We start from the raw sequence: 25,542 nt of genomic DNA, 5'->3' as shown, positions 1-25,542 counted from the left end.
GCACAAACCAAAATATAACCAATGGCATCAAATCAAAACAGGCGTTCGGCTATTAAAAGCATGATCGCGGGCACGGCCGCTATAGGCGCGTCGGGCGTATTATCTTCATTTACCACCGAAACTGAAAAAAGTATGCAGGCTGATGATAAGCTCAAAGGCAATATTAACCATGCTGTATGCCGTTGGTGCTACGGCGATTTTACGGTAGACCAGCTTTGCGCTGCCGCAAAAGATATCGGCATAAAAGGTATCGATCTTGTTGGCCCTTCAGACTGGCCTACACTTAAAAAATACGGCTTGTTCTCGTCCATGTGTAATGGTGCCGAGATCAACCTTACCGATGGCTTTGGTGATAAGCAATTTCATGCCAAACTGCATGAAAACTACGCCAAAATGATCCCTTTGGTAGCTGAAGCCGGTTATAAAAATCTGATTTGCTTTAGCGGCAGCCGTCGCGGTAAAACCGACGAAGAAGGCTGGAATAACTGCGTTGAAGGCCTTAAGCCAATGGTTGCCCTTGCCGAAAAACACAATGTTGTATTGGTAATGGAACTGCTTAACAGCAAAATTGACCATAAAGATTACCAGTGCGACAGGGTAGAGTGGGGTGCAGAACTTTGCCGCAGGCTTGGTTCAGAAAACTTTAAACTGCTTTATGATATATATCATATGCAGATTGACGAGGGAGATGTGATCCGTAATATCCGCGCAAACCACCAGTACATTGCGCATTACCATACAGGCGGCGTTCCCGGACGTAACGAGATTGACGAAACGCAGGAACTTTATTACCCGGCCATTATGCGTGCCATTGTTGAGGTAGGGCATAAAGGCTTTGTAGCGCAGGAGTTCATCCCTAAACAAAAAGACAAAATAGCTTCGCTCAGAAAAGCGGTGCATATTTGTGATGTTTAAACCTTACATCACCTTATCACTCTAAAAAGCTAAACTAACTAAAACAAATACATGACAACCAGAAGAACATTTTTAGCACAAGCCGGATTATTAGCAGCCGGTGCGGTTATTGCACCTAAGTTGGTTTCGGCCAAAGCTTCAAATAAAGTGGGCCTGCAATTGTATAGCCTGCGCGATCAATTACCCAAAGATGTAAAAGGTGTTATTGCACAGGTAGCAAAAGCCGGTTATAACGAGGTTGAAACCTTTGGTTTTAACAAAGAGACCGGTTATTGGGGTTTAAAAGGCAAAGAATTTAGCCAGCTTTTAAAAGATAACGGCTTAACAACTCCAAGCGGCCATTACGGTTTGGATGAGTATTTAGGCTCGGGCAAAACCGACGATCTTAATGCTTATATCGAGGTAGCAAATACTATCGGACAGTCGCACATCATTATCCCGGCTTTAAATCACAACTTTATTAAAACTGTTGATGATTGCAAAGGCATAGCCGAAAAAATGAACAAGATTGCGGAGATCCTGAAAAAATCGGGATTGAAATTGGGTTACCATAACCACAATTTTGAGTGGGCACCTGTTGGCGATACTACTTTTTACGATGTGGTATTAAATAATACGGATCCAAAGCTGGTAGCTATGGAGATGGACATTTACTGGGTAGTACGTGCCGGTAAAAACCCGGTTGAAATTTTTGAAAAACATCCCGGCCGTTTCGCATTTGTGCATGTTAAAGACAGGGATAAAACTAATGCCGAACTGAATACAGAAATAGGCAATGGTGATATCGACTTTAAAACCATATTGGGTAAAGCTAAACTTGCAGGCATTAAGCACTTTATTGTTGAGCAGGAAAACTATACCAATATTGATCCGTATGTAAGCATCGCTAAAAGCGCTTCATACCTGAAAAATACGCTTCACGTTTAAACCAATTATTTTTAGAGAGATGAAATATCCATTAATACTAACCGCCCTTTTAGCAGGAAGCTGCTTCATGGCAAACGCACAAAATGCCAAACCTGAAGATACCGAGATTTGGGAACCAATCCCTAAAGTAGTTACACCCGGTAAAAATTTAGGTGATGCACCTTCAGATGCTATCATTCTGTTTAATGGCAAAGGCCTTGACGAGTGGGTTTCTGTTGAAGATAAAACCCCTGCCAAATGGCTGGTAAAAGGTGATGTGCTTACCGTAAACAAAAATACCGGTAACATCGAAACCAAAAAAAGCTTTAACAATTACCAGTTACACATTGAGTGGAAAGTACCTGCAAGCATTACTGGCAGCGGCCAGGCTCGTGGCAACAGTGGTGTGTTCCTGGCTTCGATAGGTAAAGGCGACGCCGGGTACGAATTACAAGTTTTAGATTCATACGAAAACAAAACTTATGTTAACGGGATGGCAGGCAGCTTGTACAAACAGGTGATCCCATTGGCAAACCCTGGCCGCAAACCCGGCGAGTGGAATGTTTATGACGTGATCTGGACTGCCCCTGTATTTAACGAAGACGGTTCATTAAAATCGGCAGCGAGAGCTACAGTGTTTTTCAACGGTGTGTTGGTTGAAAACAACTTTGAGCTGCTTGGCCCTACACAATACATAGGCAAACCATCGTACGAAGGTAAAAAGCATGGTGCTTCGCCAATTAAATTACAAGCCCACGGTGATAAAAGCGAACCGCTTAGTTTCCGTAATATTTGGGTAAGAGAGCTGTAAGCAACGCAACTTTTAAAAATATGATAAGCCTTCTGGTATTGCCAGGAGGCTTTTTTTGTTGGTGAGATTTGGCATTTTACCGGCAGATATCCTATCCTGAGAAATTTCTACGTGAATGCTTTTCAAACCTGCCACAATTAATCGAATCTTAATTAATACCTATTGAAAATTATTGTGGAGATTTTTCATTCATCGTTTTTTAATCTGCTCCTGATTTAAAAACGATTTTCCTGACTATTGCTTAATAGTATATCTGTTTTGTTGCTTTTTTTTGCCTATTTTAAACTTATAAATAATATGGCCGTATAAGTTAACTATAAGCCATTTTATTTCTCTTTTTAAGAGGCTGATTTTCTGGGATCATTAAAACTCAACACAGACTGTTATTGTGAATATTTATAAATATTTGTTTGTTGTGGTTACCTTATTGGTTGCCCAAAAGGGGTTTTCGCAGGATAGGAACCTTAAATTTGAGCATATAGGCACCCGGGAGGGCTTATCGCAGATAAACGTAAGTACAATAATTCAGGATAGCCGGGGTTTCATGTGGATAGGTACCCGCGATGGCCTTAACAGGTATGACGGGTATGGTTTCGTGATTTACAAACATAGCATCCAGGATGATAATTCATTGAGCAGCAACCTTGTATCAGATATTGCTGAAGATAAAAATGGCAACATATGGCTGGCTACGCTTTTTGGCCTGAATAAACTCGACCGCAAAACAGGCAAATTTGTACATTATTTTCATGAAAGCGCCAATTCCAATAGCATCTCAAGTAATTTTGTAAACCGGCTGATATTTGATCATGAAGGAATTTTATGGATAGCAAGTCAAAAAGGGGGGCTTGACCGGTTTGATATCCTGCAAAATAAGATCACCCATTATAAACATAATGATACAAACTCGTCTTCGCTAAGCGATGATGATGTAACTGCGCTTAAGGAAGATTCAAAACATCGTTTATGGGTTGGTACCTTAAGCGGTGGCCTTAACTTATTTGATAGGAAAACCGGAACTTTTACGCGGTATCAAAATCAGCCGGGGATAAATACGAGTATTTCCGGGAGTTATGTCAGTACAATTTATGAAGATAACTCCAATCGGCTGTGGATTGGTACAGAAGACGGCGGTCTTAATTTGTTTGCTGCAGAAACGGGCACCTTTAAGCATTATCTCCATAACGATAAAGATGCTAATAGTATTTCGGGTAATACCATTTTGGCCTTAGGCATGGATTTGAATGGTAATTTGTGGGTAGGTTCTGAAAATAATGGCGTTAATATCCTGAACCCCGGCACCGGTAAAATAACATCCTACAAGCATGATGATATTGATAAAGGCAGCATGAATGGCAATTCAATTTACAGTATTTGCCGGGATAGGATGGGCAACATGTGGCTTGGGGCCTTTAGTGGTGGCATAAACCTGTACAAACATAGTACGGAAAGTTTTTCCCACTTCAGGCATAATTCATCGCCAAATAGCCTGGCCAACAATTTTGTACTTTGTTTGCATGAAGATCAATACGGTAATATTTGGGTAGGTACCGATGGCGGCGGGGTTAACGTGTTTAACAAGGATGGTACCGTTAAACACTACGTGAATGATCCCGCTAATCCCAACAGCCTGTGCGGAAATTATGTGTTGAAGATTACGCAGGATTTGAAAGGTAATTTCTGGATGGGCACATGGGGCGATGGTTTGTGTCGTTTAGATCCTAAAACAGGAAGGTTTACTACCTTTAAGCATGATGCCGCAAAGCCTGGTAGTTTAAGTAATAACAATATTTATGCGCTTATCCAAACCCGCGACGACCGTACCTGGGCAGGTACTTATAATGGAGGGCTTGATTTATTTGATGAGAAGTCGGGTACATTTTCGGCGTTTCGGTATGATCCTAATGACCCTAAAAGCATCAGCAGTGATAGGGCCTATGCCCTGCTTGAGGATCATAATGATAACCTTTGGGTAGGCACATTTGATGCCGGATTGAATTTGATGGACAGGAAAACCGGCACCTTCACCCGTTTTCAGCATGACGAAAAGCGCAACAGCATCAGCAATAACAGCATCCCCGATTTGTTTGAAGATAGCCAGGGCCGCATTTGGATCAGTACATTATCCGGCCTTAACCTGTTTAATCCCATCACTAAACATTTTACGGTATTCACCACTAAAGATGGTTTGCCGAGTGATGTGATTTATGCCGTGCGTGAAGATAAATTGGGCACTATATGGGTTAGTACCAACAACGGCTTGTCCAACTATGATCCCATTAGGCACACGTTTAAAAACTATACCATTGAGGATGGTTTGCAGGATGAAGAATTTAAATCACATTCGGCCCTGCAAACAAAAGAAGGGAGGATATTTTTCGGGGGCGTCAATGGTTTCAATTCTTTTACCCCTAAACAGATCTTAAAACCATCGGCCTTTATGCCCCTGGTAATCACCAATTTTCAATTGTTCAATAAAACAATAAAAATAGCCCGCGATAAAAATGATCCATCTCCTTTAAAACAGGATATAAGTGATACACGGTCAGTAACGCTATCGCACAAGCAATCGGTGATCACATTACAGTATGCGGCGCTTGATTATTCTTCTTCTGATAAAAAGAATTATAGTTATATACTTGAAAACTTTGATACGGATTGGAATAACGTGGGTAGCAGAAATACTGCTTCGTACACCAATTTGCCTCCGGGCGAATACACCTTTAAATTAAAATACCAGAATACGTCGGGATTATGGTCGCCTGCTACAGATGGGCTAAAAATTACTATTGTGCCTCCATTTTGGCTAACCTGGTGGTTTAGGTTAATTGTTTTTGTAGGTATAATTGCTTTGTTATACTCTATTTTTAAGTATCGGGTTAAATTTCTCAAGGCGCAGAAAACGGTGCTGGAACGCCAGGTAAAGGAACGTACCGAGAGCCTGGTGAAAATGACAGCGAATGAACGCCTTGCCCGCGAGGCATCAGAAAAAGCGCGTGAAGAGGCGGAGAATGCCAATAAAGCCAAAAGTATTTTTCTGGCTACTATGAGCCATGAAATCCGAACACCCATGAACGGCGTTATAGGCATGGCAACGCTACTCGCCAGTACAAAACTTACCACCGAGCAGGAAGAGTATACCGAAACCATAAAGAATTGTGGTGATGCCCTGTTAACGGTTATCAATGATATTCTCGACTTCTCCAAAATTGAATCGGGCAATATGGAGCTTGACGAAGAGGATTTTGACCTGCGCGATTGCATAGAAGGGGTTCTGGATGTATTTGCCGAAAAGGCTTCGCGTTTAAATCTCGATCTGGTTTACCAGGTGGAGTATAATGTACCGGTACAAATTATTTCTGATTCGATACGTCTTAGGCAGATCCTGATCAACCTGGTTGGCAATGCGGTAAAGTTTACAACCCAGGGCGAAGTTTTTATAAGGGTAGGGGTAAAAGAACAAAAAGGGGATGACCTGGAATTGATCTTTAAGATCAGGGATACAGGCATAGGCATTGCCGATGATAAGCTGGAACGTTTATTTAAGCCGTTTTCGCAGGTTGATTCAAGCACAACACGTAAATATGGGGGCACTGGTTTGGGTTTGGCTATCAGTGAAAAACTGGTTAAACTGATGGGCGGCGAGATCAGCGTACAAAGCGAAATGGGCCGGGGAACTACCTTTACATTTACCTTAAAATCAAAAGTAGGGCAAAATGTTAAGCGGAATTATGTTCACCTTAACCTTGCCGAGCTTGAAAATAAACGGATCTTATTTGTTGATGATAACGCCACTAATCGCGATATTATTGATACACAACTGAGGCAATGGAAATATGATCCTGTAGTTGTGGCATCAGCAACAGAAGCATTGAAAGTGCTTAACAACCAGGACGAACATGTTGACCTTTTGATAACAGATATGAGCATGCCCGAAATGGATGGTCTGCAGCTGGCTAAACAAGTAAAGCAGAGATTTCCAGACATACCTATTGTATTATTAAGCTCGATAGGCAGCGAACAAAATAAACGTGATGATAATGTATTCAACGCGGTACTTACCAAGCCTACAAAGCATAATCTTTTACACACACATATTGTTGAACAACTAAAGGCTGGTAGCGGTATTAAAGCTGAGTATCAGCCCGTGCAGGCAGTTTTTTCAAAAGATTTTGCTAAAAATTATCCCATGAGCATTCTTATAGCCGAGGATAATTTAATAAACCAGAAGCTTGCTATGCACATGCTGAGTAAAATGGGCTATAGTGCCGATATTGCCGAAAATGGTCATATTGCACTAAATGCCATGGTAGCAAAACATTACAACCTCATTTTAATGGATGTACAGATGCCTGATATGGATGGCCTGGAAACCACACGGTTTATCCGCAGTAATATGCAGGATCAACCTGTTATTATTGCCATGACCGCAAACGCAATGCCAGAGGATAGGCAGGCATGCATGGATGCCGGGATGAATGATTACCTGAGCAAGCCCATGAAGCTTTCGGATTTAGTGGATATGCTTGAAAAATGGGGCAAATATATAAATGGGCATAATACTACTTTGCTAAAATGAGTTTATATTTACTTCGAAAACCTTCGCCCGTTATGAATCCTTTTTTTAGATCTTCTATCGCTTTTTTAGCCTGTTTTTTTATTGTTGCTACAGCATTTGGCTTTGCGCCGGCACGTAATTATTACCAGCTTAAAATATATCATTACAAAACCACAGCCCAGGAAAATACAATTGAAAAGTATTTACAACAGGCTTATATTCCCGCACTGCACCGGGCAGGTGTTAAAAATGTTGGCGTGTTTAAACCGGTTACACAGGTTGATACCGCAAAGCTGTTGTATGTATTTACACCTTTTCAGTCATGGGATAAGTTAATGGGGATTGATCAAAAGTTACAGGCCGACGCCACATACCTTACCGATGGAAAGGAATACATTGATGCTGCATATAATGAGCAGCCTTACACCCGTTTGGAAACCATTATATTACAGGCCTTTCCGGGGATGCCCTCAACAGCAATTCCAAACCTTACAGCTAACAAAGCCGATAGGGTTTATGAATTGCGCAGTTATGAAAGTCCTACCGAAAAATACAATGTAAACAAGGTAACTATGTTTAATGTGGGCGATGAAATAGGCCTTTTTAAACGGCTGGGTTTTAACGCTGTTTTTTATTCGGAGGTTATTGCAGGCAGTCATATGCCTAATTTAATGTACATGACCACTTTTAACAATAAAGAAGACCGGGACAAGCATTGGGACACTTTTGGCAAAGATGCCTACTGGAAAACACTTTCTGCTAAAGCTGAATATCAGCATAACGTTTCACATGCGGATATTATCTTTCTTCGCCCTGCAGATTACTCTGATTTTTAAGTTATAGATGTTTTGGGAGTAAGCTTGATCCGCAGTAAGTTTCAGCAATAAATTTTATTCAAATAAAATCTCCTGCGTTGCTATATGGGCTTGATTTTTGTGCATTAGGGGATAAGTGGAAAATACGAAGAAGATCATGATAGCGGACGATGATCCGGGGATTGTGGATGCGGTGGAGATCATACTTGATTTTGAAGGGTACCAGGTTTCATCAACAGTAAATGGCGCGACTATTTTAGATATGAAAACGGAGTTTCCCGACCTCTTGTTGCTGGATATCTGGATGTCGGGCTTTGATGGGCGTGATATCTGCCGCAAACTAAAAAATGATGATACTACCAAAAGTATCCCCATTATCATGATCTCGGCCAGCCGTGATATTGAGCGGTCAGCCTACGATGCCGGTGCCGACGACTTTTTAGCAAAACCTTTTGAAATAGATGACCTGCTGGGGAAGATACGGAAACACCTGCCCAATGCAGATGATTTATAAGTATGATCAGGTGCTTTGCTGCTATATAACAGAAAATATGAAATTATATTTGTAACATATTTATACAAATACACGTATCGTATTTAAATACAATAATTATACAAACCTTTAAATTATCATGAATATTAGAAAACCTGCGTTATTGTTAGCTTTTATTGCCGGTATGTTTACCTTAAACGCCTGCACTAAAGAAAAGGGAACTTCCATTACCGGTACGCTTTCGGCTACTGTGGATGGTACCACTATTAATTTTGCCAATGTAGTTGCTGTTAGGGCTGTTGTTGATAATCAATCCTTTACCAATATTCAGGGTACAAATAATAAAGATACACTTTCCATTACCTTACCCGGTAATATTACAACCGGTAAAACATATACCTCAACAGCCGCAAGCGACGACGATAAAGCGCTGTTGCTTTATTCAGGAAAAGATGATGACTATTTTAATGACGACAGCGACGACACTAAAATTGTGACTGTTAGTATCACTTCGGCCAGTGGAAATGTTTACCGGGGCACATTTAAAGGTAACCTTACCAATACAATTGTTATAGGTGGCGGCGGTAGCGGAACAGCGAAATATAAGGTTGTAACTAACGGGAAATTCGACGTTAAGGTCAACTAAAATTTAAAAATTAAGATGAAGGGCTTGTCTGTAAAAAAAAACGGACAGGCCCTTTATCGTAATTCACTTTATGGCCGATATCAAATATTTTGTCCGATATCGATCGTTTTTTGAAAATATAAAATATGTAAATTGTTGGTAATTAAAGCTTTAATATTGGTATAGCTCTTGCAAAACCTTATCCAAATTTATCACAATGGATAAGGAAATTACGCTTGAAGTTACAGCTGCCAAACGCAAAAAAAGCGTGGTTGTCATCATAATCAGTATAGCTGTTTTGGTGTGTGCCATATTGCTTTTGCGGGGCTATATTAAATCAACCATCACAAGGTCCGAAATAACAACCGCTAAGGTTGAGATCGCCAATATCGAAAATACCATAAATGCTACCGGCGAGGTTTTGCCGGAGTTTGAAGAGATCATCACCAGCCCGATAAACGCATCTATCAAAAGTGCGCAGATGGATGCCGGTAATAAGATCAAAGCCGGCCAATCGATATTGACGCTGGATAAATCGGCAACCCAAACCGATTTTGAGAAACAAAAGTTTCAGCTCGAAACCAAACGCACCGAGATCAGCAAACTCAAGCTTGATCTGAATAAAAGCTTCTACGACATTCAATCCAACAATGATATTAAACAGCTCCACATCAGCAATCTTGCTGATGCTGTTGAAAACGCTAAGCGCCTGTATAAAGCCGGTGGCGGTACCCGCGAAAATATTGAGCAGGCCGAACTAAACCTTAAGGTTGCCCAACTTGAAAAAAAGCAGCTGGAAAACGAGATCAAAAGTAAACAGCAAACCATGCAGCTGGAGATCAGGGAGGCCGAAATTGCAGCCAACATCCAACAAAACGATCTTAAAGAACTACAACGCAAGCTTGATCTGGCCAATGTAGTGGCAACCCGTGCCGGTGTTATCACCTATGTGAACAAAAATATTGGGGCTAACATTCACGAGGGCGAAACCCTGGCCCGCATCGCCGATCTGGGCAGCTTCAGGATCCAGGGTAGTGTTTCTGATAATGTGGCCGATCAGGTACATAGCGGTTTGCCTGTGATTGTAAGAATAAATGATGATCAATTGCGCGGACACGTGAGTAATGTATCACCATCGGTACAAAACAGCATAGTTTCTTTCGATGTACAGCTGGACGACAGGGCGAGCAAACTGCTCAGGCCTAATATGAAAGTAGATGTTTTTTTGGTGACAGCAACACACAGCAAGATCATGAGGGTAGCCAATGGTCCGGCGTTCAAAGGCCCCACTGTTCAGGACATCTTTGTGCTCAACGATGGCAAAGCCGAACGCCGAACCGTGCATATCGGCCTCACCAATTTTGATTATGTGGAGATACAGAGTGGGGTAAAGGCCGGCGAAGAGGTCATTACATCAGATATGAGTGAATACAAAAATTCAAAGGAAGTAACGGTGAAATAACCTAACCCAACAATGGCGGGAATGATAGTAACGAGCTAAAAACAAACCGTCATTGCGAGGAACGAAGCAATCGCGAACAATACAGGGCGTATTTGCTAATTGGGGATTATTAATAATTATAATTTGTTTTTAATAGGTATTAATGAGCTCCCTTCGGTCGGTTGTCTTAGTTCCGCGTAATGATGTTCAAAGAAAGAATTTGAAACAATGAAAATACTATACATCATATTATTATTAACCATAAGCACAAGGGTATTTGGCCGGAGTGGCAGCGATACCCTGCGGCTAACCCTGCAGCAGGTGGTTGAGCTGGCAAAGGCCAACTCTATATCCGCCAAGCAGGCCGCTACTGTGCGCGAAACAAAATATTGGGAGTACCGCACTTATAAATCAAACTATCAGCCTCAGCTGGCTTTAAGCGGTACTTTACCTGGATACACCAAAACATTTTCGCAGGTGCAGCAACCCGATGGTACCATACTTTTCCAGCCTATTCATAATGACAACTCATCGTTACAGCTTAACTTTAGCCAGAGTATTACTGCCACCGGCGGTACTATCTATGGTACTACGCAATTACAGCGGTTTGATGATTTTGACAGGCATAACGTATTGTATAACGGAATCCCTTATGGTATCAATTATTCACAACCTCTGTTTCAGTTCAACAGCCTCAAATGGGATAAAAAAATTGAGCCGTTGAAGTTTAATGAAAGCAAGCAGGTTTACATTGAAGCCCAGGAAAAGATAGCAGTTGACGTGGAAGGCTATTTTTTCGACCTGCTGCTGGCCCAGGTAAACCTCAAGATCGCCGAAACCAATTTCACCAATACACAGGGGATTTTAAAGGTGGCCAATTTGAAATATGAGTTAGGAAAAGTATCTAAGAATGAGATCCTGCAATTGCAGCTGGAAAAGATCAACGCGCAAAAAGCTGTAGGGACGGCCAAACGCGATATGGAAATTGCCACGCTCAACCTGCGCAGTTTTACAGGGCAGGAGGGTGATGATAAGATTGTATTGATTGTCCCCCAAAATATCAGCAATATGATAGTTTCGTCGGACAAAGTGCTGGCCGAGGCTTATGCCAACCGCTCGGATGCCATCGCTTTTTCGCGCCGCATTGCGGAAGCTAAGCGCGATGTGGCTAAAGCCAAAGGGCAAAACGGATTGACTGCCACGCTTACCGCCAGCTTAGGCTTTTCAAATACGGCCACAAATATTCCCGATGTATACAAGAACCCGCAAAATCAGCAGTTACTTCAGGTACAATTATCTATACCGATATTGGATTGGGGCAGATCGAAATCAAGGGCTAAAACGGCTTTGGCCAATCAGCAGTTTACCGAGTATGCTGTTGAGCAGGATAAACAAACTTTTAAACAGCAGATAGTAACCCAGGTATCGCTTTTTAATGTAATGAAAGAGCAACTGGTTTACACCGCTCAGGCTGATAGCATAGCTGCCGAAAAATACAAGATAGCCCGCGAGCGGTATTTGCTGGGCGACTTGGGTATTACTGATCTCGGCATAGCCTTCCGCGAAAATGATCAGGCCCAGCGCGACTATGTGGCTGCCCTGCGAGATTTTTGGGGAGCTTACTACCAGTTGCGCTATCTTTCGCTGTATGACTTTGAAGCAAACAAAAAAATAACCTATAACTGATACTCAATTCACTAATTCACTAAATCGACATTGAAAACTATGATACGTTTACAAAACATTGAAAAGGTGTACCGCACCGATACCATCGAAACCCTGGCCCTGAACAGCGTAAGCCTTGATATTGCCAAAGGCGAATTTTTATCCATCATGGGCCCGTCGGGCTGTGGTAAAAGTACCCTGCTTAACATTATGGGCCTGCTTGATGCACCCTCAAAAGGCGATATCAGGATAGACGATCAAAAAACTGAAGGTATGAATGATAAGCAGCTGGCACAGTTTCGCAATAAAAAACTGGGCTTTATTTTCCAGAGCTATCACCTCATTAATGACCTCCAGGTGATTGATAATGTGGAGCTGCCATTACTTTACCGCGATACCACTGCCAAACAACGCCGCGAGCTGGCAGCCGAAGCGCTGGAAAAAGTAGGTTTGGCTAATCGTTTAAAGCATTTTCCTACACAGCTATCGGGCGGTCAGCGGCAACGTGTGGCTATAGCCCGTGCTATTGTTGGCAGGCCCGAAATTATTTTGGCCGATGAGCCAACCGGTAACCTGGATAGCGCCATGGGCAACGAGATCATGGAGATTCTCCTAAACCTTAACCGTAACGATGGCACTACAATAGTAATGGTTACGCATGATGAAAATATGGCTCATAAAACCCACCGTTTGGTGCGCCTGTTTGACGGTGCCCAAGTGCAATAATTAACAGGTTTTAAAATTGAATTTATGCTTAAAAATTATTTTAAAATAGCCATAGCGGTGTTGAAGCGCCGCAAATTTTTCACGTTCATTAGCTTGTTCGGGATCAGCTTTACCTTAACTATATTGATGGTCGTTACGTCCTTTGCCGATAAGATGTTTGGACCTAATTATCCCGATAACAAGCGCGACAGGTCGTTGTATATTATTGAACATGAAGAGTTTGATGATAAAACACAAGGAATGAATAAAGGGCCCATGTCGTTTTACTTTCTCAATCAATATGCGGCCAGTATGAAAACACCGGTAAAGGTAGCTATTTCATCAATGTTCACTTTTACCAATACTTATGTAAATAATAAAAAGATCAGCATCAGCCTGAAATTTGCCAATGCCGATTATTGGGATGTGCTTGATTACCAGTTTTTAGAAGGAAAACCCTTTACAAAACAGCAAATTGATAATGCAGAACGTGTGGCCGTGATATCTGAAGATACCCGCCGGGATTACTTTGGCGATATCCCATCGGTAGTTGGTAAATACATCGAAGCAGATAATGTTAAATACCGGGTTTTAGGGGTGGTTAAAGATGTGCCCGCAACTTTGTTCACTCTTTATGCAGATATCTACCTGCCTTACACTGTTTCTAAAAATGATTACCGGAACAAAAATTTTGGAGGTAATTATTCGGCTATTTTAATGGGGAATTCAAAGGACGATCTGCCTAAAATGAAAAGTGAGTTTGCAAATGTCATCTCCCGCATTTCAATGAAGGATAAGCAGTTTAACCACCTGTACTGTTATGCCGATAGTTATTTTAGCACACTTGTGCGTACCCTGGCCGGTAGAAAGGAGAATTCCGGAATGACCACGTTCGTTGTCATCATATCTATATTCGTTTTCCTGTTTTTACTTCTGCCAACCTTAAACCTGGTGAATATTAATATTACCCGTATCATGGAACGCTCCTCGGAGATTGGCGTGCGTAAAGCCTTTGGTGCTTCGTCAAAAACATTGGTTTATCAGTTTATTGTCGAAAATATCATCCTCACATTTTTAGGCGGGCTTATCGGGGTTGTATTATCCGTTATTATTATAAAAATAATTAACGGAGCCAATCTCATCGCCCATCTTGATCTTACTTTAAACTTTACTGTATTGGTTTACAGCTTACTCACCTGTATTTTCTTCGGTTTGTTATCGGGCGTATATCCTGCCTGGCGCATGTCGCGGCTCAATGTGGTAACGGCCTTAAAGGCGTAATAAAATCAATTAACATTTTAATCAAAATATCATGTTTAGGCACTTATTTAAATTGATCTGGAATAAAAAGAAACAAAACTTTCTACTTATTTCCGAGATATTGATCTCCTTTATGGTGATTTTCGCTGTATTCACACTGATAGTGTATTACTACAGTAACTACAAAAAAGCCATGGGCTTTGACTATGACAAGGTTTGGGTAATTAATTATAGTAATTCGGTAAAATCAACCCGTGCCGATTCACTAAGCTTATTTTATGAAACTTTAAAACAAACTATAAAATCAATGCCCCAAATTAAGGATGCAAGCTTTGTAAGCAGTAATTCGCCTTTTTCGTTCAACCAGAGCAATGGCGGAGTTGAATATAAAAAGAGACATCTTAATAGCGTTGATTTTTTTACCGGTGATGACGATTATCCTGGTGTTGTTAATGTTAAGGTGCTCGAAGGGCGTTGGTTCGGCAAACAGGATGTAGTATACAAAAACAAGCCTGTGGTTATTAATCAATCGCTTAAGGAAGAGGTATTTGGAAAGGAAAGCGCGATTGGCAAGATTTTAGGCAATGAAAAAGATAAAGAAGCCGACAAAATGCGCATTATTGGCGTAGTGGCCGATATGAAAATAAGAGGTGATTATAAGCCTGCCGGCCTTGGCCTTTATAATAGGTTGGATACCGGTTCATTTAAGTGGATAGGCACTATCCTGTTGCACGTGCGCCCCACTGCCGATGCTGCCTTTGAAAGCCGTTTATACAAAACAGTATCGAACACCATGAAAGAGTCGAACGTAGAAATTGAACATTTAGATAATAAACTTAAAAAGATAAACCAGGTATCTATTGTGCCGGCCATCATTTTACTGGTAGTGGCTACTTTTTTGATTATCAATGTGGCTTTGGGCTTGTTTGGGGTGTTATGGTACAACATCAATAGGCGCCGCTCAGAGATTGGGCTAAGGCGGGCAATTGGCGCAAGTGGCAAATCGGTATCATGGCAACTGGTAAGTGAATCATTGATATTAGCTACAATATCGTTAGTTGTGGGCTCGTTTTTCGCGGTACAGTTTCCGCTAATGAATGTTTTTGATATGCCAGCCACCGTTTACTTTATGTCTATTTTATTGTCGGTTGTTTTTATTTATGCGCTGGTGCTTATTTGTTCACTTTACCCCGGTAAACAGGCTGCAGCCATTTATCCCGCTGTTGCTTTACACGAAGAATAATTACGATATTGACCGCATATTATGATATTGGTTATTGATGATGATATTGCCGTACGCACCTCGCTGATCCTGCTTTTAAAAAGTGAGGGCTATGATGCCGTAAGTACCGATGAACCTGCCGAAGCCCTGAAGATCATCAAGAAAAAAGCCCCCGAGCTGATTATTCTTGATCTTAATTTTTCGATAGATACATCAGGGCAGGAGGGGATGGAGCTTCTTGGAAAGATCAAAGCTATCAATAGCGCCATTCCGGTTATCCTCATCACCGGCTGGGGAAGTATCGAACTGGCGGTTAAGGGCATGAAACTGGGGGCAAATGATTTTATCAACAAACCATGGACTAACGAGTATCTGATCCAATCGGTCAAAACACTGCTCGATCTGCAGGATAAAAAGACCGAGCACCGGACCCGTAAGCAGCTTGACAAAACCTATAATTTTGAAAATATTGTAGGCGAAGATGCCCGGATGCTCGACATCCTGGAAACTATAGGCCGCGTTGCATCAACTGATGCATCGGTGCTGATCATGGGCGAAAGCGGTACAGGTAAGGAGCTGATTGCAGAAGCCATTCACCAAAATAGCCTCCGCCGTAATAAGCCATTTATCAAGGTCAATCTGGGGGGCATTTCTACCTCGTTGTTTGAGAGTGAAATGTTCGGCCATATTCGCGGGGCGTTTACCGATGCCCGGTTTGACCGGATAGGCCGTTTTGAAATGGCTAACAAAGGCACCATTTTTTTAGATGAGATAGGCGATCTGGATGCCAGCAGCCAGGTAAAGCTGCTCCGTGTATTGCAGGACCGTACTTACGAAGTATTGGGCAGCAGTCGTACTAAAACGGTTGATACCCGCGTTGTATGCGCTACCAATAAAAACCTGAATGAGATGGTAAATCGCGGCACTTTTCGTGAAGATTTACTGTACCGCATTAACCTGATCACCGTTTACCTGCCTGCCCTGCGCGAGCGGCCGAAAGATATTCCTTTGCTGATTGATTTTTTTATTAATAACTTAAAGCAGATCTATAACAGGCCCAATTTGTCGGTAGCGCTATCGGCTATGAAATGGTTACAGCAGTTACCTTTACCGGGCAATATTAGGCAGCTGAAAAACCTGGTGGAGCGCTCTATTTTAGTAAGCCGGAGGGATGAGTTGAGTATTGATGATTTCCGGTCGCAGTTGGAATTGTCGCCGGTAAAAAAAGGGAATATCCAGTTGCCGGGTGTGGGCACTTTAACGTTAGAAGAAGTAGAGGTGGAGATGATAAAACGTGCACTCGATCATCATAAAAACAAGATAAGCAAAGCAGCGGTGGCGCTGGGCCTCACGCGCAGCGCCCTGTACCGGCGGCTCGAAAAATACCAGATCCCATACGATGAAGCTGAGGACTAAGTATATTTTATTTGTGGTGATCCTGCACCTGCTTACCCTGGTGCTTACTTATTTTATTTTCAACGATAACAAGATCTATTTTATAATATCGGAGGTTGTTGTGATCATCTCGTCGGTGATTGCTATACAGCTTTACCGGCAGCTCATTCAGCCTTTAAAAATGCTGATGCAGGGTGTTGAAGCTATCAAAGACAAAGATTTTAATGTGAAATTTCTTTCAACCGGCAAACACGAGGTTGATGCGCTGATTGATGTTTATAACCAGATGATGGATGAGTTAAGAACCGAACGGACACGACAAGAGCAGCAGCATTTCTTTTTGGAAAAGCTAATCCATACCTCGCCAACGGGTATCATTATCCTTGATTTTGATGACCGTGTGCAACAGGYCAATCCCAAAGCTTTGCAAGTGCTCGGTATTGATGAAAAAGCCCTGGTGGGTGAGTTAATTGGCAAATTAGACCATCCGCTTTTGGCACAGATCAAAGTCCTTAAATCCGGCGAAACCGTGGTGGTTAAACTGGACGGAATCAACTCGTTCAAACTTCAAAAATCCCATTTTATCGACCGGGGATTTTCGCGCCACTTCATTATGCTCGAAGATCTGACCGCCGAGATCCTTGCTGCTGAAAAGAAAGTTTATGGAAAAGTGATCAGAATGATGGCGCATGAGGTTAATAATACCATAGGCCCGGTTAACTCTATCATGCAATCGGCCATGAAAACCGATCAGCTTTGGGCCGGCCATGATTTCGACCCGATAAAAGATGCCCTGCAAATTGCTATGGACAGGAACCAGAACCTCAACCTGTTCATGCGCAACTTTGCCGATCTGGTGAAGCTGCCTCAAGCCAACAAACAACCTGTTGTATTACAAAAACTGATCACCTCAGTAACTAAACTGATGAGCACCCGCGCCGCAGAAAAAAACGTATCGCTTAATCTTGATTTACCGGAAGAGCCAATTAAAATAATGGCCGATGAACAGCAACTGGAACAGGCATTCATCAACATAGTAAAAAACGCTATCGAAGCTATAGATGATAAAGGTTCGGTAACATTTACCATCAACCCCAAAGAAAAAAAGCTGGTGATCACCGATACAGGGAATGGCATTAGCGCCGAGCAGCAGGTTAATCTATTCACTCCATTTTTCAGCACCAAAAAAGATGGACAAGGGATAGGCCTGACCCTGGTACGCGAAATTATGCTGAACCACAGCTTTGAGTTTTCACTGAAAACCGTGGCTGAACGGCAAACGGAATTTGTGGTTTATTGGGACTGAGAGTACGAGTATCCGCCGTCGTTCGGCTTCAGCCGAGTGGCAATTATCAAACTGCCTTTGGCCGCCGTGGCAAAAGCAGGCCTAACCCTGGTCGAAGTTTAGCGTAGCGTAACTTCGTCCTGAAATTGTGGAAGCATTCTGCTTCCGTGGCAAAAAATACATGGTTTTTATAATCAGGTCGGTAATATATAATCAAGAGTTGTTGAGTTAAGCTGGAAGCTTAACCCATTTTTGGTCGAAGTTACGCTACGCTAAACTTCGACCAGTAATTGGTTTATTGGGGGTGAGGGTTAAAGAGATTTGAAGAAGTATTATTCTCAAATAAACCCAATTGTCATTTCGACGAACCAGTTGGGGAACGAGCGTTAGCGTGAGGAGAAATCTTGTACACCATGCACAATTGCTTTACAGGGCGTACAAGATTTCTCTTTCGCCCCGGCGCTCACAGCCGCCCCATGCTCTATCGAAATGACATTTTTTTTTATAAGTAGCCCCCTCCAAAAACAAAAAAGCTGCCCCGAAAACATTCAGGACAGCTGGGTCTTAAATTAAACAGGGGTACAAATTAATAACCGGTATTTTGTTTAAGCTTGGCGTTAAGGATAAGCTCGGCAGATGGGATTGGGAAAAGGCGTTTGTTAACGTCTTTATCGGTTTTATAACCCCATGATTCCTCATATTTACCAAAACGGATCAGATCGTTCCTTCTCCATGTTTCCCAGTTTAGTTCACGCGCACGTTCCTGTAACAGGTTTGGCAGATCAACGCCGGTCCAGGTAGAGGCTTTACGCTTAGTCCTTAGCTGGTTAACCAATGATAATGCGGTTTCACCGTTAGTTGGAGTGGCGCCTCTCAAAATAGCTTCGGCTTTCATCAGCAGTACATCAGCATAACGGAAAACCGGTACGTCGTTACTTTGGTTGCGGTCGGTTGCTGTAACATCAGGATAATATTTGTTGTTGCGAATGCCTTTTGCTTTACCCAGTTCATCGCCGCCAACCTCAAAGGTAGGTACATCAACCAGGGTAAGGTCGGGTGTAAAGGTTAACTGAAAATCAACAGGAGCGGTAGGATCGGAGCCACTATATGACGCGTCCAAACCTTTTTTAGTGGTTTTAATGATGATGGGATTGCCAGCAAAATCATACTGTTTACCGATAAGCCAGAGACTGGTACGGATATCGTTAGGATCGTTAAACTGTGCGTAGTATGATGGTATGGTACTGCATGGATTACTTAAGCGGTATATCAAATTATATTTAGCCTGTAAGGCCGGGTGCAGCGAGTACCAGCTAAACTGTTCGCCCTGGGCCAGTGCATGATCATAAGGGATGGCGAAAATAAACTCCTTAATCTTAGGGCCGTTATCCGGGTAAAACATTTTAAGGTAATCATCCTCCAAACTGTATTTGCCCGATTGCATGATATTATCGCACATTTTAACGGCATCGTTATAGCGGCCTGTGCCGGTATATACTTCTGCATTAAGGTACATTTTGGCCAGTATAGCATAGGCGGTAAATTGGGTTGGCCTGCCGTAGGTAGTTTGGTCAACTACCGTGCTCAGGTTAGGGATCACCTCGTTCAGCTCTTTTTCAATGAAGTTAAAAACATCTTTACGGGCCATGGTAGCAGGTTTATCGGCCGAGCCGAATGTGGTTACCACGGGAATATTGCCGTACAGGTCCATCATAAAGAAAAATACCATGGCGCGAGTAGCCCTTAGTTCGGCAATGGTGGCGGCTTTAGCAGCGTTATCTGGCGATGAAGCAAACGTAGCTATAATGCGGTTACAGGTACTGATGGTGCCAAAGCCCCATGTCCAGGCATCCTGTACCTGCGGCAGGTCGGCATTCCAGCTGTGGTAATGCAGCTGCTGATAGCGGCCGCCATCGCGCCAGCCTCCGGCACGTGCAGGCATAATAGCCTCGTCGGTACTGAGGGTTTGCATTTGCCAGTATGATTGGGCAAACGATCCCCTTAGTTGAGCATATGCAGCTCCCGAAGCCAGGATAAATTGCTGAGGTGTAGTAGGGAAGTTGGAGGGGGTTAATTCGGTTTCAACAGGCACATCAACTTTAGTGCATGATGATATAGTGATGGCCGCAAAAAGCAGGGCACAGTATTTATGAATGGAAGTTTTCATGTTGATCTTTTAATGGTGGATGATTTAAAATGATGCACTTAAACCGAACAGGAAAGCCCTGGTGCGCGGGTAATAATTTTTGTTATCGATGCCCGGTGTAAGTCCGCCCAAAGAAATCTCCGGATCGATCCCCTTGTAGCCGGTTATAACTGCCAGGTTGTTACCCGATACATACACGCGCAGATTGCGGATGCCCGGAGTAAATTTGGGGAAGGTATAACCAAGGGTTGTGTTATCCAAACGCAGGTACGAGCCGCTTTCGATGTAACGGTCGGAGTATAAATAAGCATTCACATCCTTTGGCGATTCATTGGCCGATGAGGCAGGCAGGTTATAGCTCCTGACGTCGCTTGTACGGTTCAAATCGGCCAGGGTAGCATTCAGGATTTTGCCGCCAAGCGAGCCGCGCACAAATACGTTAAGATCAAAATTCCCGTAGCTAAAGCTGTTATTAAAGCCGAATACTAATTTAGGCTGCGCGTTACCTGCATAAAAATAATCTTTAGATGTTGGTGTGGTAGTAACGCCACCATTGCGGGTGTAAAATTGCGATACACCGTTGGCATCTTTACCGGCATATTTGTATAGTAAAAACTGGCCTACAGGGTAACCTGTTTTCAGGATCTGTACCTTGTAACCTGTTTCGCCCTGGCCGCCCGGCTCTGCCTGCGGGATTGAATCAAGCTTAAAGCTGCTGTTTGACAGCGATACCAGTTTGTTTTTATTGTGCGCTATATTTATGGATGTATTCCATTTGAAACTACTTGTTGCCACAGGCGTAGCATTAATGGTAACCTCGTATCCTTTGTTGGAGATAGAACCAACATTAGCCGTTAAGGTGCCTACAAAATACTGGGTAGTTGATACCGGGTAAAAATAGATCAGGTCGTTGGTTTTTTTATCGTAAGCTTCAATAGTACCGCTCAGTCTGCCGTTAAATAATGAGAAATCCAAACCTAAGTTATACATGGTGGTTTTCTCCCATTTCAGGTCAGGATTGGCATTTTGCGAAGGGCCAATAGAGTTGGTGAACACGCCGTTATAGTAAAAAGCACCCGCCGAGCCATATTTGATCTGCGAGATGAGCGGGTCAAAGCCCAGTGAGTTACCTGTGATACCATAACTTGCCCTTAACTTCAGATCATTAAACAAATGCTGGTTTTTCATGAATGATTCTTCGATGATCCTCCATCCCAATGAGGCCGAAGGAAAAGTACCCCATCTGTTGTTGGCCCCGAACGCCGATGAACCATCGCGCCTTAATGATAACTGTACAAGGTATTTGTTATCATAGCTGTATTTGGCCCTGCTGTAATACGAGATCAGACGTAGTTTTTGATATAGGTTTGGCCCCCAGTCTGTCCTGAAATCGCCGGCAGGTGAACCAAGGCCAATGTTCAGGTAACCGATATCATCAGTAGGGAAATTGCGGTTATTGGCCTGGAAGCCGTCGCCGTTTACATCCTGCTGTAAGCTGTAACCTGCCAATACGTTTATATCATGTTTGCCCGTGGTTTTGGCATAGGTCAAAAATGTTTCGCCTACTTTACGGGTGTTTTCAAATGATGAGCGGTATGCTTCGCCATGAACGCCCTGGTCAAGGGTATACTGGCTGTTGTAGTAAGATCCGCCGTTAACCTGCTCGTTTTGGGTTGACAGGCTGATGTTGTACGTAAAACCCAAAGGGAGTTTCAGCTCGGCAGTGGCATTTATTAAACTGAGTTTGCTTTTGGTTTTCTGATAGGCATCGGCCAATAAAGCAGCCGGGTTATAGTATTGTATGCGCTGCAAGTTTTCTGTGTAGGCACCATTTTGCATTACCGGTACCGTTGGCAGGTAACGCAGCATGTTATACAACACAATGTTTTGATTAGGGATGATATCCGAATTACTTGTAGCATTGTTTACAGATAAACCCAGTTTTAAACGATCGTTAAAAGCCTTTTGCTCCACCGCCATTTTAGTAGTAAAACGGTTGAGCGCACTGCCTTTCAAAATACCTTTATCGTCAAAATAATTAACTGAAGCGCTATAGGTAGTTTGGTTAAAACCGCCGGCAAGGGCCACGTTGTGGTTTTGAGAGTAAGCTGTGCGGCTTACTTCTTTTTGCCAGTCGGTATTCGCACCCTTTTGATCAGATGGGTCAAGGGCCAGTCCATTCTTGCCTAGGTAATCACTCAGCTGACTGGTATTCATCATTTTAATGCTGTTGGCAATTTTTTCAACGCCTGCATAGGCATTGTAGGCAACAGCAGTTTGACCGCTTTTGCCTTTTTTAGTGGTGATGATAATTACGCCATTGGCCGCACGGGTACCATATATCGCAGTTGCAGAAGCATCTTTTAATACATCGATAGTTTCAATATCATCCGGGGCAACCAGCCTGTAATCGGCACCGGCTACGCCGTCAATTACGTAAAAAGGCTCCTGTGCCTGGCCGGTACGCAGGGTTGAAGGGCCGCGTAAACTGATTGACGGGCTTTCGTTCGGATCGCCGGAACGGGTAATGTTTAAGCCTGCTACTTTACCTTGCAGTAATTGCGCCGCGTTACTTAATGCGCCACGGTTAAAATCCCTGTTTTGAACAGTTACGATGGAACTGGTGAGCAGTTTACGCGATTGCTTGCCGTAACCAACCACAACAACTTCCTTTAAAGCAGCTTGATCGGCTTTTAACGAAATATTAAGGGTGCTGCCTGAAACGGCTGCTTCCTGCGATTGATAGCCGATAAAGGAAAACACTAAAATGCTGTTCTCGTCTGCTTCGAGGTGATAGTTGCCATTATTATCGGTTACTGTTCCCTCTGCGCTTTCTTTAATCCTTACCGAAACGCCGGGCAGGGTTTCGCCAGTTTGTGAGTCGGTTACTTTGCCGGTTACCCGCAGTACTCTCGACGAGGTTTGTACATATATAGTTTGATCAGCCCTTTTAAATGACAAGCCCGATTGCTTCGCTATTTTTTTTAATACTTCGTCAATAGGCTGGTTATTTTCAGAAAGGCTTATCTTTTTGCTGAGCTGTGCTTCTGTAGCATTGTGTATAAAATGTAAACCGGTTTGTTTTTCAATTAGGGAAAATACTTCTTTGATTGATTTTCCGGAAACCTGGATGGTGCATACCGGGTCGGAAGTACGGCTTTGGTTTGCTGCGCCGGCCTGCATTACCGTGCACACCAAATAAATCGCACTTAAAAGCGAGAATATATATTTTTTCATATTTTTGAGATTGCTAATACTAATTTGAATTGGGCCCTTTGGCGAGGACCTGATTACGGAGCAGGTGGTGTGATCTGATCATACTGCCTGTTTTTGTTTCATATTTTCTTTATTTCATTAAGTTTTACCTTTCCTGTGTTTAGTTACATTTACCGGATATGATCATGGTGTTCCCCTGCATTTTCCACGATATATCCGAAACCATTTTGATCTGTTCCATCACTTTACTTAGCGGGATATTATCAAAAGTGCCTTTCAGCTTGCAGCGCAGCAGGGTGCTGTCTTCCAGTTTTACAGGTGTGCCATACCACCTGCTTAGTTTTTTTGCGGCATCTGTCCAGCTGTCATAGTTAAATACCAGTTTATTTGCCTTCCAGCCGGTAATGTCTTCAGTTATAAAGTCGGTTACATGAGCCTGGCCATCAGTTTTTGAATAGGTCATTTGCTTACCGGGATCAAGGATGATGCGTTTGGATGGGTCGTCGTTCATATCAACTTGAACTTTTCCCTGTACCAGTGATACCGTGATATTAGTGTCATTAACATAGGCGGATACGTTGAAATGTGTACCCAATACCTGTGTAGCAACTTTGCCTGTATGTACAATGAATGGTTTTTGAGGATTTCGTTTTACGTCAAAAAATGCTTCGCCATCTAAATAAACCTCACGTTTTTCATCATCAAAATTGCCCGCAATGCGCAGGCTGCTTGATGCATTAAGGGTAACAACAGTACCATCCGGAAGATTGATCTTCTTTTTTTGTCCTGGAGCGGTACGGTTTTCGATAAGAGCTAATGTATTGGCAGGTTTACTATTGATCCGGGAATTATAAAACCAAAACGCGCAGGCTAACAGTAACACCGAGGCCGCTACAGCCAGCATAGGCCTTAGTTTTAAAATGATGGCATGAGGGCGTTCAACTGCAGGCGCAGTTGGTACTGCATTTAACCCGTCTATTTTTTTATTAAGACGGTTCAGGGCACCATTAGCTTTGATACTATTATTGGGAACAGGTTTCCTGGCCGACCAGATCTCGGCTATATCTTCAAACGCGTCAGAAAACTCCTTATCCGTTTGAACTTTTTGCAATAAGTATTGGGTTTCCTCTTCGGATATTTTTCCTTCCAGGTAACCTATGATCAATAGGTAATGATGTTCATCCATGTATGCCATTTTGAGGTAAGTATTCAAAAAGGCACAATCCGATTACATGATTTTGCGATTTAATGTAATGTTAACATTACGACTGATTATTTAACAAAAGGAGGCGCTTGCGGCAATAATTGATGGCGCGGTAAATATGGGTTTTTACCGTATTGGGCGAGATGTTTAAAATTTCGGCAATTTCCTGGTGCTCAAGCTGGTGCTGCCAGTTCATTAAAAAAATAAGCTTGCCCTGTTCAGGCAGTTCATCTATAAAACGTTCAATAATGAGGCGGCGCTCTTTTCTGAACAAGATCTCATCAGGGCGGAGGTGATCACTGATGGGTTTGTCTGAAGCGTACTCTTCGGGCAGGAGCTCCATTTTTTGGTTTTTACCTTTCAAGGTATAAACCCTGTTTTTTACGGCGCCGTACAGGTATGATTTTAAGGAGGTATGAATCTGCAGCCGCTCTCTTTTTATCCAAAGGTCTAAAAAAACATCGGCCATAACGTCTTCAGCGTCATTGCTATCTACACCTAAAAACCTGCAAAAATCTGATAATAGCGGATAGTATTTTAAAAATAAAGAATTAAATGCGTCCCTGTCATCCGTTTTAACTTTCGACAGTAATTCTATATCCTCCATTATCATTTTGTCAGTTCGGCAATTATATAACTAAGCTGTTACAATGCCTGACTTTGTAGATTAAGTTATTGTTAAACTTTAAATAATATTTAAAGGCTCCGTCATTGCGAGGTACGAAGCAATCCCAAACTATACAGAGTGGCTCTGTAAGTCGGGGATTGCTTCGTACCTCGCAATGACGTGATGGAGACGCTGTTTTTTTCAATTAACCCTCTCGACCTTCAAACTCGCTGTTTATTAACCGAAAGGCGGCCTAAGGCATTTTGTCTTTTT

Annotated in this window: 18 protein-coding genes; 14 read left to right on the top strand and 4 right to left on the bottom strand. The window is 42.6% G+C overall.

The window, feature by feature from the left end; all coding sequences use genetic code 11:
• Positions 1 to 21: 21 nt before the first annotated feature.
• The 14 genes from AC1DUD_RS04395 (at position 22) to AC1DUD_RS04330 (ending at position 18,117) form a co-directional block, all read left to right on the top strand.
• Positions 22 to 915, top strand: coding sequence for a hydroxypyruvate isomerase family protein (locus AC1DUD_RS04395; RefSeq protein ID WP_477372014.1), 894 nt, complete (start codon positions 22 to 24; stop codon positions 913 to 915).
• 51 nt (positions 916 to 966) lie between these two features.
• Positions 967 to 1,842, top strand: a complete 876-nt coding sequence (locus AC1DUD_RS04390; RefSeq protein ID WP_477372012.1) for a sugar phosphate isomerase/epimerase family protein — start codon at positions 967 to 969, stop codon at positions 1,840 to 1,842.
• A 19-nt stretch (positions 1,843 to 1,861) separates the two neighbouring features.
• On the top strand, positions 1,862 to 2,632 hold the full coding sequence (locus AC1DUD_RS04385; protein WP_477372010.1) for a 3-keto-disaccharide hydrolase: 771 nt from the start codon (positions 1,862 to 1,864) through the stop codon (positions 2,630 to 2,632).
• Between the two features lie 388 nt (positions 2,633 to 3,020).
• Positions 3,021 to 7,211 (top strand): hybrid sensor histidine kinase/response regulator, encoded by a 4,191-nt coding sequence (locus AC1DUD_RS04380; RefSeq protein ID WP_477372008.1) that lies wholly within the window; start codon positions 3,021 to 3,023, stop codon positions 7,209 to 7,211.
• Between the two features lie 32 nt (positions 7,212 to 7,243).
• Positions 7,244 to 8,026 (top strand): NIPSNAP family protein, encoded by a 783-nt coding sequence (locus AC1DUD_RS04375; RefSeq protein ID WP_477372006.1) that lies wholly within the window; start codon positions 7,244 to 7,246, stop codon positions 8,024 to 8,026.
• A 115-nt stretch (positions 8,027 to 8,141) separates the two neighbouring features.
• On the top strand, positions 8,142 to 8,519 hold the full coding sequence (locus tag AC1DUD_RS04370; protein WP_477372004.1) for a response regulator: 378 nt from the start codon (positions 8,142 to 8,144) through the stop codon (positions 8,517 to 8,519).
• A 118-nt stretch (positions 8,520 to 8,637) separates the two neighbouring features.
• Positions 8,638 to 9,144: a hypothetical protein gene (locus tag AC1DUD_RS04365; RefSeq protein WP_477372002.1), complete on the top strand. Its 507-nt coding sequence runs from the start codon at positions 8,638 to 8,640 to the stop codon at positions 9,142 to 9,144.
• 196 nt (positions 9,145 to 9,340) lie between these two features.
• Positions 9,341 to 10,585 carry an efflux RND transporter periplasmic adaptor subunit gene (locus AC1DUD_RS04360; RefSeq protein ID WP_477372000.1) on the top strand — a complete coding sequence of 415 codons (1,245 nt, stop codon included), beginning with the start codon at positions 9,341 to 9,343 and terminating at the stop codon, positions 10,583 to 10,585.
• A gap of 207 nt (positions 10,586 to 10,792) precedes the next feature.
• The gene (locus tag AC1DUD_RS04355) at positions 10,793 to 12,250 is read left to right on the top strand and encodes a TolC family protein (protein ID WP_477371998.1); all 1,458 of its coding nucleotides are present in this window, start codon (positions 10,793 to 10,795) and stop codon (positions 12,248 to 12,250) included.
• 39 nt (positions 12,251 to 12,289) lie between these two features.
• Positions 12,290 to 12,955, top strand: a complete 666-nt coding sequence (locus AC1DUD_RS04350) for an ABC transporter ATP-binding protein (protein ID WP_477371996.1) — start codon at positions 12,290 to 12,292, stop codon at positions 12,953 to 12,955.
• A 24-nt stretch (positions 12,956 to 12,979) separates the two neighbouring features.
• Positions 12,980 to 14,215 (top strand): ABC transporter permease, encoded by a 1,236-nt coding sequence (locus tag AC1DUD_RS04345; RefSeq protein WP_477371994.1) that lies wholly within the window; start codon positions 12,980 to 12,982, stop codon positions 14,213 to 14,215.
• 31 nt (positions 14,216 to 14,246) lie between these two features.
• On the top strand, positions 14,247 to 15,437 hold the full coding sequence (locus tag AC1DUD_RS04340; protein WP_477371992.1) for an ABC transporter permease: 1,191 nt from the start codon (positions 14,247 to 14,249) through the stop codon (positions 15,435 to 15,437).
• Between the two features lie 21 nt (positions 15,438 to 15,458).
• On the top strand, positions 15,459 to 16,832 hold the full coding sequence (locus AC1DUD_RS04335) for a sigma-54-dependent transcriptional regulator (RefSeq protein WP_477371990.1): 1,374 nt from the start codon (positions 15,459 to 15,461) through the stop codon (positions 16,830 to 16,832).
• On the top strand, positions 16,816 to 18,117 hold the full coding sequence (locus tag AC1DUD_RS04330; protein WP_477371988.1) for a sensor histidine kinase: 1,302 nt from the start codon (positions 16,816 to 16,818) through the stop codon (positions 18,115 to 18,117). The genes AC1DUD_RS04335 and AC1DUD_RS04330 overlap by 17 nt, the downstream gene beginning before the upstream one ends.
• 565 nt (positions 18,118 to 18,682) lie before the next feature.
• Here AC1DUD_RS04330 and AC1DUD_RS04325 read toward each other — a convergent pair.
• The 4 genes from AC1DUD_RS04325 to AC1DUD_RS04310 all read right to left on the bottom strand — a co-directional run bounded on the left by AC1DUD_RS04325 (position 18,683) and on the right by AC1DUD_RS04310 (position 25,269).
• Entirely contained in the window at positions 18,683 to 20,263 is a 1,581-nt protein-coding gene (locus AC1DUD_RS04325; RefSeq protein WP_477371986.1) for a RagB/SusD family nutrient uptake outer membrane protein, read from the bottom strand.
• A gap of 24 nt (positions 20,264 to 20,287) precedes the next feature.
• On the bottom strand, positions 20,288 to 23,479 hold the full coding sequence (locus AC1DUD_RS04320; RefSeq protein WP_477371984.1) for a TonB-dependent receptor: 3,192 nt from the start codon (positions 23,477 to 23,479) through the stop codon (positions 20,288 to 20,290).
• Positions 23,480 to 23,618: 139 nt separating this feature from the next.
• Positions 23,619 to 24,653, bottom strand: a complete 1,035-nt coding sequence (locus AC1DUD_RS04315; protein WP_477371982.1) for a FecR family protein — start codon at positions 24,651 to 24,653, stop codon at positions 23,619 to 23,621.
• 67 nt (positions 24,654 to 24,720) lie between these two features.
• Complete coding sequence (locus AC1DUD_RS04310; protein WP_477371980.1) at positions 24,721 to 25,269, bottom strand: RNA polymerase sigma factor; 549 nt, start codon at positions 25,267 to 25,269, stop codon at positions 24,721 to 24,723.
• Between the last annotated feature and the right edge of the window lie 273 nt (positions 25,270 to 25,542).

The sequence above is a fragment of the Mucilaginibacter sp. P4_A11 genome (assembly GCF_056402535.1).
This window is presented reverse-complemented; position numbering and strand designations above follow the sequence as displayed.

Coding starts and splice junctions, on each gene's coding strand:
- AC1DUD_RS04395 (WP_477372014.1), top strand. CDS start 22: ATGGCATCAAATCAAAACAGGCGTTCGGCTATTAAAAGCATGATCGCG.
- AC1DUD_RS04390 (WP_477372012.1), top strand. CDS start 967: ATGACAACCAGAAGAACATTTTTAGCACAAGCCGGATTATTAGCAGCC.
- AC1DUD_RS04385 (WP_477372010.1), top strand. CDS start 1,862: ATGAAATATCCATTAATACTAACCGCCCTTTTAGCAGGAAGCTGCTTC.
- AC1DUD_RS04375 (WP_477372006.1), top strand. CDS start 7,244: ATGAATCCTTTTTTTAGATCTTCTATCGCTTTTTTAGCCTGTTTTTTT.
- AC1DUD_RS04365 (WP_477372002.1), top strand. CDS start 8,638: ATGAATATTAGAAAACCTGCGTTATTGTTAGCTTTTATTGCCGGTATG.
- AC1DUD_RS04360 (WP_477372000.1), top strand. CDS start 9,341: ATGGATAAGGAAATTACGCTTGAAGTTACAGCTGCCAAACGCAAAAAA.
- AC1DUD_RS04355 (WP_477371998.1), top strand. CDS start 10,793: ATGAAAATACTATACATCATATTATTATTAACCATAAGCACAAGGGTA.
- AC1DUD_RS04350 (WP_477371996.1), top strand. CDS start 12,290: ATGATACGTTTACAAAACATTGAAAAGGTGTACCGCACCGATACCATC.
- AC1DUD_RS04345 (WP_477371994.1), top strand. CDS start 12,980: ATGCTTAAAAATTATTTTAAAATAGCCATAGCGGTGTTGAAGCGCCGC.
- AC1DUD_RS04340 (WP_477371992.1), top strand. CDS start 14,247: ATGTTTAGGCACTTATTTAAATTGATCTGGAATAAAAAGAAACAAAAC.
- AC1DUD_RS04335 (WP_477371990.1), top strand. CDS start 15,459: ATGATATTGGTTATTGATGATGATATTGCCGTACGCACCTCGCTGATC.
- AC1DUD_RS04325 (WP_477371986.1), bottom strand. CDS start 20,263: ATGAAAACTTCCATTCATAAATACTGTGCCCTGCTTTTTGCGGCCATC.
- AC1DUD_RS04320 (WP_477371984.1), bottom strand. CDS start 23,479: ATGAAAAAATATATATTCTCGCTTTTAAGTGCGATTTATTTGGTGTGC.
- AC1DUD_RS04315 (WP_477371982.1), bottom strand. CDS start 24,653: ATGGCATACATGGATGAACATCATTACCTATTGATCATAGGTTACCTG.
- AC1DUD_RS04310 (WP_477371980.1), bottom strand. CDS start 25,269: ATGGAGGATATAGAATTACTGTCGAAAGTTAAAACGGATGACAGGGAC.